This is a genomic window from Streptomyces sp. NPDC005533 (assembly GCF_042871845.1).
Classification (GTDB): Bacteria; Actinomycetota; Actinomycetes; order Streptomycetales; family Streptomycetaceae; genus Streptomyces.
The window spans coordinates 78742-94730 of record NZ_JBIAJH010000008.1 but is presented as its reverse complement, the minus strand read 5'-3'; the positions used below and the strand labels follow the sequence as shown (position 1 = coordinate 94730).

The following is a 15989-nucleotide window of genomic DNA, read 5'->3' as shown; positions in this document are numbered from 1 at the left end:
CCAGCCCCGCCGGCGTTTGAGGCGCGGGGCCCGCCTTGGGGGGCTAGCGGGCTACGTAGGTCCTGGCGGCCTTGTCGTGCCAGGCCTGGCGGCGGGGGCGGTCCACCAGGCACCAGAGGCTGCCGGGGAGGCCGAGGAGGGCGTAGACGAGCCAGCGGCGCAGGGCCGCGCCGAAGGTGGGCGGGCGGAGGGTGGCGACGGCCAGCACCCGCACGCCGAGCAGCTTCTTGCCCGCGGTGCGGCCCCAGACGGCGGTGGGCAGCGCCTCGTACAGCACCCCGAAGAGGAGGACCGCGCCGAGGACCAGGCCTACGTGTCCGGCGATGGTGGTGTCGAACAGCCAGACGGTGGTGGTGCGTCCGCTCGCGCGGGCGGCGTCCACCTTGGCCTGCACGTGGGCGGTGGCCTCGGGGAGGAGCGGCCGGGCGACGGCGGCCGCGACGACGGTGAGGACGAGGGAGTCCAGCGCGCGGGCCACGATCCTGCGGGGCAGCCCGGCGGGGCGCACGGCCCGTTCGGCCATCCGCTCGAAGACCGCCCGGGGCGTACCGGCGGCCGCCGGGCGGCCGGAATCGGCCGGGCGGTCCCCCTCGGACCCGCGCGGCTCCCAGCCCTTGGCGCTGGGCTCCGCCGGGGCCGCCGCCTCGGGAGCCGGCACCCTCGGGCGGACGCCCGCGGGCCGGGGCGCCCACACCTCGGGCCGGGGCGCCTCGGCGGGCTGCGCGGTGCCGGGGCGGGGCGCGGCGGGGAGCCCGGCTTCCGGGCCGGGGTCGGCCGGTGCGGCCGGACAGGAGGGCGCGGGTGCGGGGGCCGGCGCGGCGGCGGCTCCGGGCCAGGAGGTGGTGGCTCCGGACACGCCGGCTGCGGGTGCGTCGGGCCATGCCGGGGCCGGGGCGGGCGCCGGGGCCTGCGCGGCCGGGGAGCGCGCCGACAGGATGCCCAGGGAGGCCGCGGGCGCCGCGGGCGCCGCCGCCGCGGCCGGCGTACGGGCCAGGGAGATGCCCGCCGGCCGCCCGGCGCCCGGGCCGGCCTCGGCGACGGGTTCGGGTTCGGCCGGGCTGCCCCACGAGACCCGGTGGTCGCGGGGCCCGCCGAAGCCGGCCTGGTGCACGGGGTCGGCCTGCCACACCACCGGCTCCGGCTCGCGTGCGCGTTCCGGTTCGGGCTCGGGCAGTGCCTCGGTCACGGAGGTCTCGTCCAGGAACACCGGGCCCGTCTCCTGGGCGGGGGCGGGGCGGCTCGTGCCCGGTACCCAGGCCGCGCCGTTCCAGTACCGGATGTACCCGGGGATGGACGGATCGGGGTAGTAGCCCTCGCGGGCCGCGTGCTCGCCGTCACCAGGGGAGGCCGTCATGTCCCCAACTCCGATCGTGGCTTGAGGCTTGTGCAAGGGAGGACCATAGCCAAGAACCTCGGCCCGACAGGTCCGGTAACGGGAGAATCCAAGCCATTGAGCGAACCTCACCCCCCACGGCGGATTTCGGTCAGCTGACAGAATTCGGCCAATCTGCGGTTCGTCGCCGGAACTCGCGTCATACCCGGACGCATCGGCGCTCTCTCGGGATGTGGGGCGCCATCAGGCCCTGCGCACCGAACCGAAGTGAGGCCGTCATGCACCACCCCGTCATCGAGCGCGAGCTGGAACTGAAGCTGGTCCTGTCCCCCGAGCGCAGCATCCCCGTCCCGGCGCGGCTCCTCTACCTCACCGAGGACCCGTACGCCGTCCACATCACCTTCCACACGGGCTCCAGCACCCCCGTCAACTGGACCTTCGCCCGCGAGCTGCTCGTTGAGGGGGTGTTCCGCCCCTGCGGCCACGGCGACGTCCGGATCTGGCCCACCAAGGTCGACAACAAGTCCGTGCTCTGCATGGCCCTCAGTTCCCCCGACGGCGACGCCCTCCTGGAGGCCCCCGCCGGTGCCGTGTCGGCCTGGCTGGAGCGCACCCTGCGCGCGGTGCCGCCCGGCACCGAGGCCGAGCGGCTCGGCCTGGAGGCGGCCCTGGCCGTGCTGCTCACGCCGACCCCCGCCGACGACCTGTGGCTGCGCGACCCGTGGCCGTCGGACGAGTCGGCGGACGGGGACCTGTGAGGCCGGCCGGCCGGCCGGGGAGCAGGTGTCAGAAGAGCTTGCCCGGGTTGAGCAGCCCGAGCGGGTCGAAGGCCTGCTTGACGGCGCGCTGCATCTCCAGCCCCACCGGACCGAGTTCGCGGGCCAGCCACTCCTTCTTCAGGATGCCGACCCCGTGTTCGCCGGTGATGGTCCCGCCCAGTTCCAGCCCCAGCGCCATGATCGCGCCGAAGGACTCGCGGGCCCGCCGCGTCTCGTCCTCGTCGGCGGGGTCGAAGCAGACGATCGGGTGGGTGTTGCCGTCTCCGGCGTGCGCGCAGACCCCGATGAGCAGGTCGTGGGCGCGGGCGATGGCGGCCGTCCCGTCGAGCATCTCGGCGAGCCGCGAGCGCGGTACGCAGACGTCGTCGATCATCGTCGCGGGCCGCAGGGTCTCCAGCGCGGGGAAGGCCATCCGGCGGGCCTGCAGCAGCAGTTCCGACTCCGCCTGGTCCTCGGCGGGCACGACGGCGGTGGCCCCGGCGGCGGTGCACAGCTCCCCCACGGCCGCGAGGTCGTCGGGGGCGTGCGGGGTGTCGAAGGCGGCCAGGAGCAGGGCCTCGGTGGCCTCCGGCAGACCCATCCTGCCGAGGGCGTTGACGGCGCGGACGGTCGTACGGTCCATCAGTTCCAGCAGCGAGGGGGTCAGGCCCGCCTCCATGACGGCGCAGACGGCTTCGCAGGCCGCCGCGACGGAGGGGAACTCGGCGGCCAGCGCGAGCTGCCGGGGCGGCGCGGGCTTGAGGGCGAGGACGGCCTGGACGACGACGCCGAGGCTGCCCTCGGAGCCGACGAAGAGCCGGGTGAGGTCGTACCCGGCGACGCCCTTGGCGGTGCGCCGGCCCGTGCGCAGCAGCCGTCCGTCGGCCAGGACCACGTCGAGGCCGAGCACGTACTCGGCGGTGACCCCGTACTTGACGCAGCACAGGCCTCCCGAGGCGGTGCCGATGTTGCCGCCGATGGTGCACTGCTCCCAGCTGGAGGGGTCGGGCGGGTAGTACAGGCCCTGTTCGGCGACGGCCCGCGAGAGCACGGCGTTCACCACGCCCGGTTCGACGACGGCGATCCGGTCGACGGCGCTGATCTCCAGGATGCGGTCCATCTTCACCAGGGACAGCACGATGCAGTCGTCGGAGGCGTTGGCGCCGCCCGACAGGCCCGTACGGGCGCCTTGGGGGACGACGGGGATCCGTAGGGCGGTGGCGGTGCGCATGACGTGCCGGACCTGCTCCACGGTCCGGGGCAGTACGACGACGGCCGGGGTCCCGGCGGCGCAGAAGCCGGCCATGTCGGTGGCGTAGGAGGCCGTCACCTGGGGGTCGGTGAGCAGGGCGTCGGCCGGGAGCCCTTCGAGGAGGTTCGCTCGCAGACGTGCGGAGAGATCGTCATCCATGGGACCAGCGTGGCACCCCGGTGGGGCCCCTCCCAGAGGTCGTCGCGGGACCATCGGTGTGAACACGCCCGCGCCCCTCTTCGGGCACCTCCGTGAACTCTTCATATTGACGCACAGTGACCCCATGGACCGTATCGACGAGGAATCACAGACGCCGGCGCCGCCCGTGACCTTCACCGGCCGCAAGACGCTCGTCCCCGCCGCGGTCGCCGTGGTCCTGATCGCCGGGGCCCTGCTGATCCGCCCCGCCCGGACCGGTGACGACGCCCGCCCGCCGGGGCCGAGCGAACGCGCCGCGTCGGCGGTGGGCATGGGTGCTCCCGCGGCGGCGGTGGACGTGACGGCGCTGGTGGCGGACCGGGAGAAGTGGGTCGCGCGGCACGCGGACGACGACGCCTCGTGGGCGGTTCTCGGCTCCGCGTACATCGAACAGGCCCGGCGCACCGCGGACTCGGGCTGGTTCCCGAAGGCGGAGAAGGCGCTGAAGCGCTCGCTGGAGGTCCGCCCGGCGGAGAAGGGCAACTTCGACGCGATGACGGGCATGGGCGCGCTGGCCAATGCCCGCCGGGACTTCGGGACCGCCCGGAAGTGGGGTGAGCTCGTACGGGCGCAGGCGCCGAAGCGGTGGACGGCGTACCCGGTCCTCGTGGACGCGTACACGGGGCTCGGCGACTACAAGGGCGCGCAGAAGGCGATGGAGCTGCTGCTGGAGCTGCGGCCGGGCCTGGCGGCGTACGTGCGGGCCTCGCAGGTCTACCGGGACCGCGGCTGGCGCGAGGACGCGGTGGTGTCGATGGAGGAGGCGGCCGGCGCGGCGAAGGCCCCGGCGGAGAAGGCGTACGCGCTGTTCCGGCTCGGGGAGCTGGCGTGGGAGCGGGGCGACGCGGCGGAGGCGCTGCGGCAGTACGAGGGTGCGCTGCGGACGGATCCGGCGCAGGCGGAGGCCCTGGGCGGCCGGGCGCGTGCGCTGGCCGCGCTGGACCGCTCCGGGGAGGCGGTGCGGGACTACCGGCTGGCGCTGGGGCGGACCCCGGTGCCGCAGCTGGCCAGGGAACTGGGCGAGCTGTTGGAGTCGCTGGGCCGGACGGAAGAGGCGCGCGTCGCCTACGACATGATCGGCTCGCTGGCGGCGCGGGACGCGCGCAACGGCGTCGACGACGACGTGGTCCTCGGCCTGTACGAGGCGGACCACGGCGATCCGGCGGCGGCGGTGCGACGGCTGTCGGAGGAGTGGTTGCGGCACCGGAGCGTGCAGGTGGCGGACGCGCTGGGGTGGGCCCTGCACCAGGCGGGCGAGGACGCGGCGGCGTTGGAGTACGCGAAGAAGGCGACGGAACAGGGCCTGCGCAGCGCCGACTTCTCGTACCATCGGGCGATGATCGAGCGCGGCCTCGGCGATGTGGCGGCGGCCCGCCGCCACCTCCAGGAGACCGCGCGGACGAACCCGCACTTCTCGCCGCTGCGCGGGCCGGTGGCCAAGGAGGCCCTGACGGCGATCGGCCAGCCGCCGCCGGGCGGCCCGGAGCACCTCCAGCCGGCCACTCCGTGGGTGGAGCCGGAGCTGCCCAAGCCGAATCCCAAGCCGAAGCCGAAGGGGTCCCAGGAGCCGAAGGCGGCTCCCTCTTCGTCCGGCCGCTGACCGGCCCACCGGCCCACCGGCCGCCCGGCTGACCGGCCGACGGCGCCGCGGCCCTCCCCTCACGGGGTCGCGACGCCGTCGGCCGGGACACGGGCGGGCCCCCCGGCGCCGGCCGGGGGGCCCGAAGCCGTGGGAACGGCTAGAGGTTGCCGCGCTTCTCCTGCTCGCGCTCGATCGCCTCGAACAGGGCCTTGAAGTTGCCCTTGCCGAAGCCCATGGAGCCGTGGCGCTCGATGATCTCGAAGAAGACGGTCGGGCGGTCCTGCACCGGCTTGGTGAAGATCTGCAGCAGGTAGCCGTCCTCGTCGCGGTCGGCGAGGATCTTCAGCTCGCGCAGCTCGTCGATCGGCACCCGGGTGTCGCCGACCCACTCGCCGAGCGTGTCGTAGTAGCTGTCCGGGACGGAGAGGAACTGGACGCCGGCCGCGCGCATCGTGCGGACCGTCGCGACGATGTCGTTCGAGGCCAGCGCGATGTGCTGGACGCCGGGGCCGCCGTAGAACTCCAGGTACTCGTCGATCTGCGACTTCTTCTTCGCGATCGCCGGCTCGTTGATCGGGAACTTGACCTTCTTGGTGCCGTCCGCGACGACCTTGGACATCAGCGCCGAGTACTCGGTCGCGATGTCGTCGCCCACGAACTCCTTCATGTTCGTGAAGCCCATGACCTTGTTGTAGAAGGCGACCCACTCGTTCATCCGGCCGAGCTCGACGTTGCCGACGCAGTGGTCGATGGCCTGGAAGGTCCGCTTGGCCGGGGGCGCGACCATCGGGTCGACGGCCACGTAGCCGGGGAGGTACGGGCCGGTGTAGTCGGCGCGCTCGACCAGCGTGTGGCGGGTCTGGCCGTACGTCGCGATCGCGGCGAGGACGACGGTGCCGTGCTCGTCCTTGACCTCGTAGGGCTCGTCCAGGCCGCGGGCGCCCTGCTCGACGGCGTACGCGTAGGCCGCGCGGACGTCCGGGACCTCGATGGCGAGGTCGATGACGCCGTCGCCGTGCTCGGCGACGTGCTCGGCGAGGAAGCGGCCGTGGTCGGTCGCCGGCTTGATGACCGAGGTCAGCACGAAGCGCGCGGAGCCGTTGGTCAGGACGTAGCTGGCCGTCTCGCGGCTGCCGTTCTCCGGTCCGGAGTAGGCCACGAGCTTCATGCCGAAGGCGGTCGAGTAGTAGTGCGCGGCCTGCTTGGCGTTGCCGACGGCGAAGACGACCGCGTCCATGCCCTTCACCGGGAAGGGATCTGCCTCACGCGCGGTGTGCGGGGTGGTTTCGAGGTTCGCCAGAGACTCAGTCATGAGCGCAGAGTCCCGCCGATCCACAAGCTGCGCAATAGTTTCCTGTTTGGCTGTACAAACTGACCAGTCTGGGCGGAGGATGGCTGAAACATCTGTGCACTATGACCACCCGCGGGCACGCGTGGGCATCCGGAGGCGTCCATGGGCATCGACGAACTCGACGGCCGGCTCATCGTCCTGCTCGCCCGCGAGCCCCGGATCGGGGTCCTGGAGGCCTCGCGCCGCCTCGGCGTGGCCCGCGGGACGGTGCAGGCCCGCCTCGACCGGCTCCAGTCGAACGGGGTCATCCGCGGGTTCGGCCCGCAGGTCGATCCGACGGCCCTCGGGTATCCGGTGACCGCCTTCGCGACGCTGGAGATCAAGCAGGGGCAGGGGGCCGACGTACGGGCCCACCTGGACGGGGTGCCGGAGGTGCTGGAGCTGCACACCACCACCGGGCACGGTGACATGCTGTGCCGGCTGGTGGCGCGGTCCAACGCCGACCTGCAACGGGTGATCGACCGCGTCGTCGGGTTCGAGGGGATCGTCCGGGCCTCTACGGCGATCGTGATGGAGAACCCGGTGCCCCTGCGGATCATCCCGCTGGTCGAGCAGGCGGCCGAGGACGACACCCGGGCCTGACATCCAAAGAAGACGTTGCAAAGAAATCCTTGCACAGGACTCTTTGCAACTCTATCGTCGCGTCATGCCCGAGAAGCCGGTGGAACCCGCAGCGCCTGCGGCACCCGCACAGCCCGACATCCGTACGCTCGACGCCCGTTCACTGCGCGGCCTCGCCCATCCCCTGCGCATCCGTCTGCTGGGCGCCCTGCGCCACGACGGCCCCGCGACCGCCTCCCAGCTGGCCGACCGGCTCGGGGAGTCGAGCGGCGCCACCAGCTACCACCTGCGCCAGCTCGCGGCGCACGGGTTCGTCGAGGACGCGCCCGAGCGCGGCAAGGGCCGCGAACGCTGGTGGCGGGCCGCGTACGACGGCACGGCCTTCGACGAGACGCTGACGCTCGACGAGGACCCGGCCGTGCGCGGCGCGGCGAACCTCTTCCTGCACGAGATCGCGACGATCCACACGCAGGAGCTGAGCACCTGGCTCGGCAACGCGGGCGACTGGCCCACGGAGTGGCGGCGCGGCGCGGACATGAGCGACTTCACCCTGCACCTGACTCCCGAGCAGAGCCACGAGCTGATCCACAAGATGCACGACCTGATCAACAGCTATCGCGACCTGCCGGCCTCGGAGGGCACGAAGGCGGTCCGCTTCCACACGCACGCCTTCCCGCGCGAGACGGCCGACTAGCGGCTCGCCGCCCCCGTCACCCCCAGGAGCCCCCGGGAGCCCCGGGAGCCCCCCAACCCCTCCCCCACTCACCCAGGAGTCCTGCCGTGCACGCCTTACTCCCCGACGGGTCGCCGCGCGCGGAGCGCCGTACGGACAAGCGCCCGCTGATCGCCGTCTTGGCCGCCAACACCATTTCCATAGCCGGGAGTTCGCTGACCCTCATCGGCGTCCCGTGGTTCGTGCTGCAGACCACCGGCAGCGCCGGCCGGGCCGGGGTCGTCGCCTTCTGCGCCACCCTGCCCGTGGTCGTGGCGGCCCTGGTCGGCGGCCCGGTCATCGACCGGATCGGCCGCCGCCGGGTCTCCGTCGCCTCCGACCTGATCAGCGGTCTGGCGGTCGGCGCGATCCCGCTGCTGCACTACTCGGGCGTGCTGGAGTTCTGGATGCTGTGCGCGCTGATGGCCGTCGGCGGCCTCGTGCACACCCCGGGCCTGACCGCCCGGGGCGTGCTCCTGCCGAACCTGGCCCAGCACGCCGGCACCACCGTCAGCCGGGCGGCCGGCCTCTACGACGCGGTCTCGCGCGGCGCCCGGATGATCGGGGCCGCCGTAGCCGGCGTACTGATCGCGGCGTTCGGCGCCGAGACCGTCCTGCTGCTGGACGCGGCGACGTACGGCGCGTCGGCGCTGCTGGTCGCCGCGTTCCTGCGCGGGGTCCCGGCCGCCGAGCCGCAACGGGCCGCCGGGAAGGCGTCCTTCGCGGCGTACCGCACCGAACTGGCCGAGGGCTGGGCCTTCCTGACCCGCTCCCGGCTGCTGACGGGCATCACGGTGATGGTCATGATGACCAACGGCCTGGACCAGGGCTGGTCGGCGGTCCTGCTGCCCGTGCACGGCCGGGACGACCTCGGCGGCGCCACCACGCTCGGCCTGATGATCTCCCTCTTCGGCGGCTTCGCGCTGCTGGGCGCCCTGCTCTACGGGATGTGGGGCGAGCGGTTCCCGCGCCGGGCGGTGTTCGCGGGGGCCTTCCTGCTGTCCGGGGCGACCCGGTACGTGGTGGCCGCCGTCACCGACACGCCGCTGCCGCTCGCGGTGACGATGGCCCTGGCCGGCCTGGGCGCGGGCGTGCTCAACCCGATCCTGACGACGGTCATGTACGAGCAGGTGCCGGAGGAGCTGCGCAGCCGCGTCTCGGGGGTGACCATGGCGGGCTGTGAGCTGACCATGCCGCTGGGCGGGCTGGCGGCGGGTCTGCTGGTCGACGGGTTCGGGGTCGGCCGGGCGCTGCTGCTGTTCGGCGGCACCTACCTGCTGACGACGCTCGCGCCGCTGGTCTTCCCCGCCTGGCGCGGCCTGGAGCGCAAGCCGGCCGTCAGCAGGACGGAACGTCCTCTCCCCGCTTCAGCGCACGCAGGGAGTTCACCGCGTCCGTGAGCGAGGTGACGGGGACCAGTCGCAGCCCCTCGGGGAGTTCCGACCGCGCGTCCGCGCACTCGGCCTTCGGTACGAGGAACACGCTCGCCCCGTCGCGGCGCGCGGCCTGGGTCTTCAGGGCCACGCCGCCGACGGCGCCGACCGTGCCGTCGGCGGTGATGGTTCCCGTACCGGCGATGCTGCGTCCACCGGTGAGGTCGCCGCCGCTGCCGTCACCGTCGAGCTTGTCGACGACGCCGAGGGAGAAGAGGAGGCCGGCGCTGGGGCCCCCGACGTCGGCGAGGTTGAGGTCGACCTTCACGTTCTTGGGGTCCTTGTGGAGGTAGCCGAGCGCGGCCTCGGCGGCGGCCGACTGCGACTTGGCCATTTCCTCCAGGTTGTGCTTCTCGATCTCCTCGTCGCTTCCGCCCGAGGAGTAGACGGCCTCCCTGGGCATGACCGCCTGATCGGTCTTGAACCAGTGGTCGACGAGCTCGTGCAGCCGCATGGTCGAGGACGGCCCGGTGGCCCGAATGGTGGTCATCCGCAGCTGGCCCTCGGTGTCCCGGACGGGCGCCCCGGTGACGGTGATGACCGGCTTGCCCTGGTCGGATCCGAGCACGTCGGCCGTCGGCCCGGGCACGGCGACCACGTAGGGCAGCGGCGCGAAGGCCGCGGCGACGAACAACCCGACCACGGGCACGGCACAGACGGCCAGGGCAACGGGACGCGACAAACGGGAGAGGGCTGAGAGCACCCGCCCAATCTATCCGGCCCCACACCACTCCAGCCCCGCCAGCACCCTTCAGCCCCGCCGGCGTTTGAGGCACCCCCTCAGCCCCGCCGGCGTTTGAGGCGCGGGGGTCCGGGGGCAGCGCCCCCGGCAACGGCGCCGCACCCGCCCCCGCACCGCACCCGGCGCAAACCAGTCGAGCCCAGCGCAGCGACGGCGCAGCGACGGCGCAGCGACGGCGCAGCGTCAGCGCAGCGCGTCGGCGACCTCGCGCGCCGCGTCCACCACCCGCGGCCCCACCCGCTCCGGCACCGCGTCCGCGAGCATGACGACGCCGACGCTGCCCTCCAGCCCGGTGATCCCCACGAGCGGCGCGGCGGCGCCACTCGCGCCCGCTTCGAGCTCGCCGTGCGTCAGCGTGTACCCGGGTTCGATCAGGGAGCCCTGACGGGCGGCCAGGATGGCCCGCCCGGCGGCCCCGCGGTCCAGCGGGTGGCGGAAGCCGGCCCGGTAGGCCACGTGGTAGTCCGTCCAGGTCGGCTCCACGACGGCGACGGCGAGCGCCTCGGTGCCGTCGACGAGGGTCAGGTGGGCGGTGGCCCCTATGTCCTCGGCGAGGGAGCGCAGCGCGGGCAGCGCCGCCTCGCGTACGAGGGGATGCACCTGGCGACCCAGCCGCAGCACCCCGAGACCGACGCGGGCCCGCCCGCCGAGGTCGCGGCGGACCAGGGCGTGCTGTTCGAGCGTGGCGAGGAGTCGGTAGACCACGGTGCGGTTCACACCGAGGCGGTTGGAGAGCTCGGTGACGGTCAGACCGTGGTCGGTGTCGGCGAGCAGTTTGAGGACTCTGAGCCCTCTGTCGAGAGTCTGGGAGGTTTCCGCGGTCACGACGCCTCTCCCTCTTTCGGTGAGCGGCGGTGACTCTCGGGGTGGAACGCCGCCGGTCCCGCGGCGGCGCACGGAGAGGCCGCCGGTAGCGGCCATGGCACCGGCTGCGCTCCCGCGGCGGCGCTGCCACGGTGCGTTCGATGCGGGGACAGTAGCGAGCAGGTCCGCTCAGCGGAAGGGCTCGTCCAGAATCCGGGCGCACACTACCCGTTTATGCCGATTCCTGATCGCCAACGGTGTCGTTTCGTAACCTCGTTTTGCACAGGAGACCCTCACCGCCCCACGAGCGCCAACGGCGGCACCGCGGACCGTGTCCCGTACCGGTCCGGGGCGGTCAACGGCGGACGGGGTCCGTGCGATGCTCCGCACGGACCCCGTCCCCTGTTCTGTGTGAACCGTTCCCGTGGACTCACCGCATGCGGGTGGCCCACTCCTGCACCTTCTTGATCCGCTCGCGCAGCTGCCCCGCCGTCGCCTCCGCGCTCGGCGGCCCGCCGCACACCCGGCGCAGCTCGGTGTGGATCACCCCATGGGGCTTGCCGCTCTGGTGGACGTACGCGCCGACCATCGTGTTCAGCGACTTCCGCAGTTCCAGCAGCTCCTTGTGCGAGACCACCGGCCGCCGCTCCGCCGGCAGCTCCAGCAGGTCCGCCTCGGAGTCCGGCTTGCGGCGGCTGTGCGCGATCTGCCGCGACTGCCGCTTCTGCAGCAGCATCTGCACCTGGTCCGGCTCCAGCAGTCCGGGGATGCCGAGGTAGTCCTGCTCCTCCTCGCTGCCCGGGTGCGCCTGCATGCCGAACTCGGCGCCGTCGTACAGCACCCGGTCGAAGACCGCGTCGGACTCCAGCGCCTCGAAGGACATCTGCTCGTCCTCGCCGGTGTCCTCGTCCTCCTGCTTGTTCGCCTCGTCCATCTCCTTCTCGGACTCGGCGTACGGGTCTTCCTCGCCCTGCTTCTTCGGCTTGTCGAGGACGTGGTCGCGCTCGACCTCCATCTCGTTGGCGAAGCCGAGGAGGTAGGGAATGGTCGGCAGGAACACGGACGCGGTCTCGCCGCGCCTGCGCGAGCGCACGAAGCGTCCGACGGCCTGGGCGAAGAACAGCGGGGTCGAGATCGTCGTCGCGTACACGCCCACCGCGAGGCGCGGTACGTCGACGCCCTCGGACACCATCCGGACCGCGACCATCCAGCGGCTGCCGTCCTCGCTGAACTCGTCGATCCGCTTCGACGCGCCGGTGTCGTCGGAGAGCACCACGGTCGCCTTGCTGCCCGTGATCTCCCGCAGCAGCTTGGCGTAGGCGCGCGCCGAGTCCTGGTCGGAGGCGATGACGAGGCCGCCCGCGTCGGGGATGCCCTTCCTGACCTCCGTGAGCCGCTGGTCGGCAGCGCGCAGCACGTTCGGCATCCAGTCGCCGCGCGGGTCCAGCGCGGTGCGCCAGGCCTGCGAGATGGCGTCCTTCGTCATCGGCTCGCCGAGCTTGGCGGCGATCTCGTCGCCCGCCTTGGTGCGCCAGCGCATGTTGCCGCTGTAGGAGAGGAAGATGACGGGGCGGACGACGCCGTCGCCGAGCGCGTTCCCGTAGCCGTAGGTGTAGTCGGCGGACGAGCGGCGGATCCCGTCGTTGCCCTCTTCGTACGAGACGAAGGGGATCGGGTTCGTGTCGGACCGGAAGGGCGTACCGGTCAGGGCCAGGCGCCGGGTCGCCGGGTCGAAGGCCTCCAGGCAGGCCTCGCCCCAGGACTTCGAGTCACCGGCGTGGTGGATCTCGTCGAGGATGACGAGGGTCTTGCGCTGCTCGCAGCGGTTGCGGTGCAGCATCGGGCGCACGCCGACACCGGCGTAGGTGACGGCGACCCCGTGGTAGTCCTTGCTGAGCGGTCCGGCGGAGTACTCGGGGTCCAGCCGGATGCCTATCCGCGCCGCGGCTTCCGCCCACTGCTTCTTCAGGTGCTCGGTCGGCGCGACCACGGTCACCTGCTGGACCACGTGGTGGTGCAGCAGCCAGGAGGCGAGGGTCAGCGCGAAGGTGGTCTTGCCTGCGCCGGGGGTGGCGACCGCGAGGAAGTCCCGCGGCTGCTTCTCGATGTACCGGTCCAGCGCTCCCTGCTGCCAGGCACGCAGTTTGCCCGCCGTACCCCAAGGGGCGCGGCCGGGGAAGGCGGGTGAGAGGTGGTGGGAGGCGGTAGTAGTCACGGTCTCCGGTTCGTCGCTCTCGGCAGTCGTACGTAGGACAACCGGGCCACCCTACCGGGACGGGCCCGCCCCTCGCGGAGGGACAGGCCCGTGACCTCGCGCGGTGCGGCGAGCGTCACATCGCTTCGTGCAACGCCCGCAGCCTCCGGGCGATCTGCGCCACGTCTTCCAGGGTGCCGGTGGCCACCTCGATCACCAGCTTGTACGACTCGTCCTGATCGACGTCGACCATTTCGGTCCCGTTGAAGTCGAGGAACACGACCGTGCACATCCAGGCCATGCGCTTGTTGCCGTCCACCAGCGGATGGTTCACCGCGAGGGACTGGAGCAGCGCACCGGCCTTCTCGAACAGGTCCGTGTACGCCTCGATCCCGAACATCTGGGACTGCGGCCGGTGCACGGCGGAGCTGAGCAGGCCGAGATCGCGTACCGCGACCTGCTGTCCCCCCATGGCGAACTCCGCCAGGTCCAAGGCTTCCTGGACGGTCAGGTACTTCACTTACTCCCCCAGGCGGCGCAGCAGGTCGGCGTGGCTCTTCGCGTACTTCGCACCCAGTCGGCGCACCGTATCGCGGTCCGCCTCCTGTTCGAGGTAGCGGTCGATCGCCTGGAGCACTATGGCGTGCATGCTGCGGCCCTCCTCCTCGGCGCGGAGCTTCAGGGCTTCTTGCTGGTCGTCGCGGAGACGCAGGTTCATCGCCATACCAAAACGGTACCACCCCGATGGGGCCACTGTGGTACTACTTTCCCGGCGGGCCGTCCAGGCGGGTCGCGACCCAGGCGCCCACCAGGGCCACGCAGGCCATCGGCAGGAACACCACCACGAAGGCGGCGGGGTGCGAGGCCGACGCCCCGTCCGCCAGGGCGTGGGAGGCGCCGACGGTTCCGCCGCCCAGCGCGGCGAAGGCGGCGCCGCCGCCCGCCAGCAGCACCACGTTGGCCAGCGCGTCCGAGATCTGCAGCGCGGCGGAGTTCGCCCCCGCCTCCTCCGGCGCCGACAGCTTCAGCAGCAGCACGCTCGTGGAGCCGATCACCAGCCCCATGCCCAGGCAGCCGACCGCCCAGGCCAGCGCCAGCGTCCACACCGGCACGGACTCGATGAGCACGGCGGGCGCCGCCGCGATGGCCAGGGCCACCATGACCATGCCGGCCACCATCAGCCGCTCCCGGTACGGGTCCATCCGCCCCTTCGACTGCACCCACGAGCCGCCCGCCCAGGTCACGCCGCCCAGCGCGAGCGAGAACCCGGCCAGGGTCGGGCTCAGCCCCCGCTGCGTCACCAGCATCAGCGGTACGAAGCTCTCCGCCGCGATGAACGATCCCGCGGCCACCCCGCGCAGCAGCACCACGGACGGCAGTCCGCGCCGCGCCAGGTACGTCCCGCGCGGCAGCAGCCCGAGCACGGCGGGCACGAGCAGCGCCGCGCCGGCGAGGCCCGGCAGCAGCGACAGCCACCGCAGGTCCTGGGCGGCGTACTGGAGCAGCCCCGCGCCCAGCGAGATCCCGAGGGCCAGCCGGATCCGCCGCCGGTCGAAGGCCACGGGCGGCGCGTCCGGGTCGACGGGCCCGGACGCGGTCCGGCGTATCGCCGGCAGGGCCACCGCCAGCGGCACGACGACGAGGGCCGGTATCCCGAGGAACACCCACCGCCAGCCGAGGTGCTCGGTGACCGTCCCCGAGGCCAGCGGCCCGACGATCGAGGGGACCACCCAGCTCGCGGCGAAGGCGGCCATGATGGCGGGCCGCAGCCGCTCCTCGTAGGCCCGGCTGACCACCACGTACAGGGCGACGATGACCAGCCCGCCGCCGAAGCCCTGCACGGCACGGCCGAGCACGAACACCCACATGGCCCCGGCGGTACCGGACACCACGAGCCCGGAGGCGAACGAGGCGATGCCGATGGTCAGCGGCCGCAGCGGTCCCTGCCGGTCGGCCCACTGCCCGGACAGGACCATGCCGAAGAGGCTGGTCGTGAAGTAGGCGGAGAAGGCGAAGGCGTAGAGCGCGATCCCCTCCAGCTCGCGCGCGGCGACGGGCATGGCCGTCCCCACGGCGGTGGCCTCGAAGGCGATCAGGAAGACGACGGAGATGATGCCGATGCTGAGCGTCCGGTACGCGGGCCCGAGGACCCCGCCCTGTGGCAGGGGCGGGATCGGTACGGTTCGCTGGGGCACGCGGGGCTCAAGGGCACTCATCGCCCCAGCGTAAGGTGCGTAGCCCCATCTCGACCCTGTCTATTCGACGGATCCCGCCTCCTCCCGGAGACCTAGGCCGCCGGGTCACTGTGAACGCGGCATGGCAGTCGTGTTGCGGCCGCCCCGGAACCCTTCCCGCTCCCCCGCGGCCCCCGTACGGTCGTGCACATCACCACCTCACAGCCGTGTGCCCGAGTGGTTGAGGGACTCGCCTGCAAAGCGAGTTACGCCGGTTCGATTCCGGTCACGGCTTCGCGGCGAGCCGCTCGGGGGCAGGCGCACCCCCGAGCGGCTTTCGCCTTTTCCGGCTCTAGCCGGCGCACTGGTTCTGCTGCTTCGCCCGGTCGACGTACTTCTTCATCAGCTCGGCGAGCAACCGGCGCGTCTCCTCGGCCTTGCCGTCGACGCTCCCGGACAGCCCCAGGGCCAGCTCGAAGGAGTCCTTGCCCTCTTGCAGGAGATCCCGGCGACGGCCCCCGCGTCCCACACCTTGCCGTTCTCCACGGCGGGAATCGAATCGGCCTTCGCCGTCTCCGGTAGCGGCTGGAAGCCGCGCCCGAGAGGCTGCCAGGTCGCGGTGGCGAGCAGTCCACTCTTGCCGTCGACGTAGATGTTGCAGGTCACCCCGCGGCGTCGGGCGTTCAGTTCGAGCTCGTAGGGGGAGTCGACCGTGACCTCGTCTCCCCTGCCCAGCAGGGGCGCCAACTCGTCCGGCGTGAAGACCCCGAAGCACGTCTCGGGCCGCACCTTCGAGGCAGCCGACGGCTTCTCCGCCTCCGCGCAGCCGGAAAGCAGGGCGACGCCGACTGCGAGGGCAGCCGCCACCACCGCCGGCGTGGCGCGCGTACGGGAC

The 15989-nt window shown here is 72.7% G+C and carries 15 protein-coding genes and 1 tRNA gene; 6 read left to right on the top strand and 10 right to left on the bottom strand.

What is annotated here, in order from left to right; all coding sequences use genetic code 11:
* Positions 1-43: 43 nt before the first annotated feature.
* Complete coding sequence (locus ACFYP3_RS10525) at positions 44-1354, bottom strand: RDD family protein (protein ID WP_388829859.1); 1311 nt, start codon at positions 1352-1354, stop codon at positions 44-46.
* Positions 1355-1611: 257 nt separating this feature from the next.
* Here ACFYP3_RS10525 and ACFYP3_RS10520 point away from each other — a divergent pair, with 257 nt between their 5' ends.
* Entirely contained in the window at positions 1612-2091 is a 480-nt protein-coding gene (locus tag ACFYP3_RS10520; RefSeq protein ID WP_388829856.1) for an SsgA family sporulation/cell division regulator, read from the top strand.
* Between the two features lie 28 nt (positions 2092-2119).
* Here ACFYP3_RS10520 and ACFYP3_RS10515 read toward each other — a convergent pair whose 3' ends face one another.
* Positions 2120-3502: an FAD-binding oxidoreductase gene (locus ACFYP3_RS10515; protein WP_388829853.1), complete on the bottom strand. Its 1383-nt coding sequence runs from the start codon at positions 3500-3502 to the stop codon at positions 2120-2122.
* A gap of 124 nt (positions 3503-3626) precedes the next feature.
* Between ACFYP3_RS10515 and ACFYP3_RS10510 the strand changes: the two genes are divergently transcribed.
* Positions 3627-5141 (top strand): tetratricopeptide repeat protein, encoded by a 1515-nt coding sequence (locus ACFYP3_RS10510; protein ID WP_388829850.1) that lies wholly within the window; start codon positions 3627-3629, stop codon positions 5139-5141.
* A 139-nt stretch (positions 5142-5280) separates the two neighbouring features.
* Here ACFYP3_RS10510 and hppD read toward each other — a convergent pair whose 3' ends face one another.
* A complete protein-coding gene (gene hppD / locus ACFYP3_RS10505) occupies positions 5281-6435 on the bottom strand; it encodes a 4-hydroxyphenylpyruvate dioxygenase (RefSeq protein WP_388829847.1) in 1155 nt (384 codons plus the stop codon).
* 141 nt (positions 6436-6576) lie between these two features.
* Between hppD and ACFYP3_RS10500 the strand changes: the two genes are divergently transcribed.
* The 3 genes from ACFYP3_RS10500 to ACFYP3_RS10490 all read left to right on the top strand — a co-directional run bounded on the left by ACFYP3_RS10500 (position 6577) and on the right by ACFYP3_RS10490 (position 9147).
* Entirely contained in the window at positions 6577-7056 is a 480-nt protein-coding gene (locus tag ACFYP3_RS10500; RefSeq protein ID WP_189737417.1) for an Lrp/AsnC family transcriptional regulator, read from the top strand.
* A 64-nt stretch (positions 7057-7120) separates the two neighbouring features.
* Positions 7121-7729 (top strand): ArsR/SmtB family transcription factor, encoded by a 609-nt coding sequence (locus tag ACFYP3_RS10495; RefSeq protein ID WP_388829844.1) that lies wholly within the window; start codon positions 7121-7123, stop codon positions 7727-7729.
* An 86-nt stretch (positions 7730-7815) separates the two neighbouring features.
* Positions 7816-9147: an MFS transporter gene (locus ACFYP3_RS10490; RefSeq protein ID WP_388829841.1), complete on the top strand. Its 1332-nt coding sequence runs from the start codon at positions 7816-7818 to the stop codon at positions 9145-9147.
* Here ACFYP3_RS10490 and ACFYP3_RS10485 read toward each other — a convergent pair.
* The 6 genes from ACFYP3_RS10485 to ACFYP3_RS10460 form a co-directional block, all read right to left on the bottom strand.
* Positions 9086-9862, bottom strand: a complete 777-nt coding sequence (locus tag ACFYP3_RS10485) for a PDZ domain-containing protein (protein WP_388829838.1) — start codon at positions 9860-9862, stop codon at positions 9086-9088. The two genes, ACFYP3_RS10490 and ACFYP3_RS10485, sit on opposite strands and share 62 nt — an antisense overlap.
* A gap of 243 nt (positions 9863-10105) precedes the next feature.
* On the bottom strand, positions 10106-10747 hold the full coding sequence (locus ACFYP3_RS10480) for an IclR family transcriptional regulator (RefSeq protein WP_007264382.1): 642 nt from the start codon (positions 10745-10747) through the stop codon (positions 10106-10108).
* A 409-nt stretch (positions 10748-11156) separates the two neighbouring features.
* Complete coding sequence (locus tag ACFYP3_RS10475) at positions 11157-12941, bottom strand: DEAD/DEAH box helicase (protein WP_030717885.1); 1785 nt, start codon at positions 12939-12941, stop codon at positions 11157-11159.
* A 115-nt stretch (positions 12942-13056) separates the two neighbouring features.
* Complete coding sequence (locus ACFYP3_RS10470) at positions 13057-13440, bottom strand: type II toxin-antitoxin system death-on-curing family toxin (protein ID WP_388829834.1); 384 nt, start codon at positions 13438-13440, stop codon at positions 13057-13059.
* Entirely contained in the window at positions 13441-13638 is a 198-nt protein-coding gene (locus ACFYP3_RS10465) for an Arc family DNA-binding protein (RefSeq protein WP_388830233.1), read from the bottom strand. It abuts the gene before it with no gap.
* A 43-nt stretch (positions 13639-13681) separates the two neighbouring features.
* Entirely contained in the window at positions 13682-15136 is a 1455-nt protein-coding gene (locus ACFYP3_RS10460; protein WP_388829831.1) for an MFS transporter, read from the bottom strand.
* 181 nt (positions 15137-15317) lie between these two features.
* Between ACFYP3_RS10460 and ACFYP3_RS10455 the strand changes: the two genes are divergently transcribed.
* Positions 15318-15389 (top strand) — tRNA-Cys (locus tag ACFYP3_RS10455).
* A gap of 57 nt (positions 15390-15446) precedes the next feature.
* On the opposite strand, the gene ACFYP3_RS10450 is transcribed toward ACFYP3_RS10455, so the two are convergent.
* A complete protein-coding gene (locus ACFYP3_RS10450; RefSeq protein ID WP_388829828.1) occupies positions 15447-15623 on the bottom strand; it encodes a hypothetical protein in 177 nt (58 codons plus the stop codon).
* Between the last annotated feature and the right edge of the window lie 366 nt (positions 15624-15989).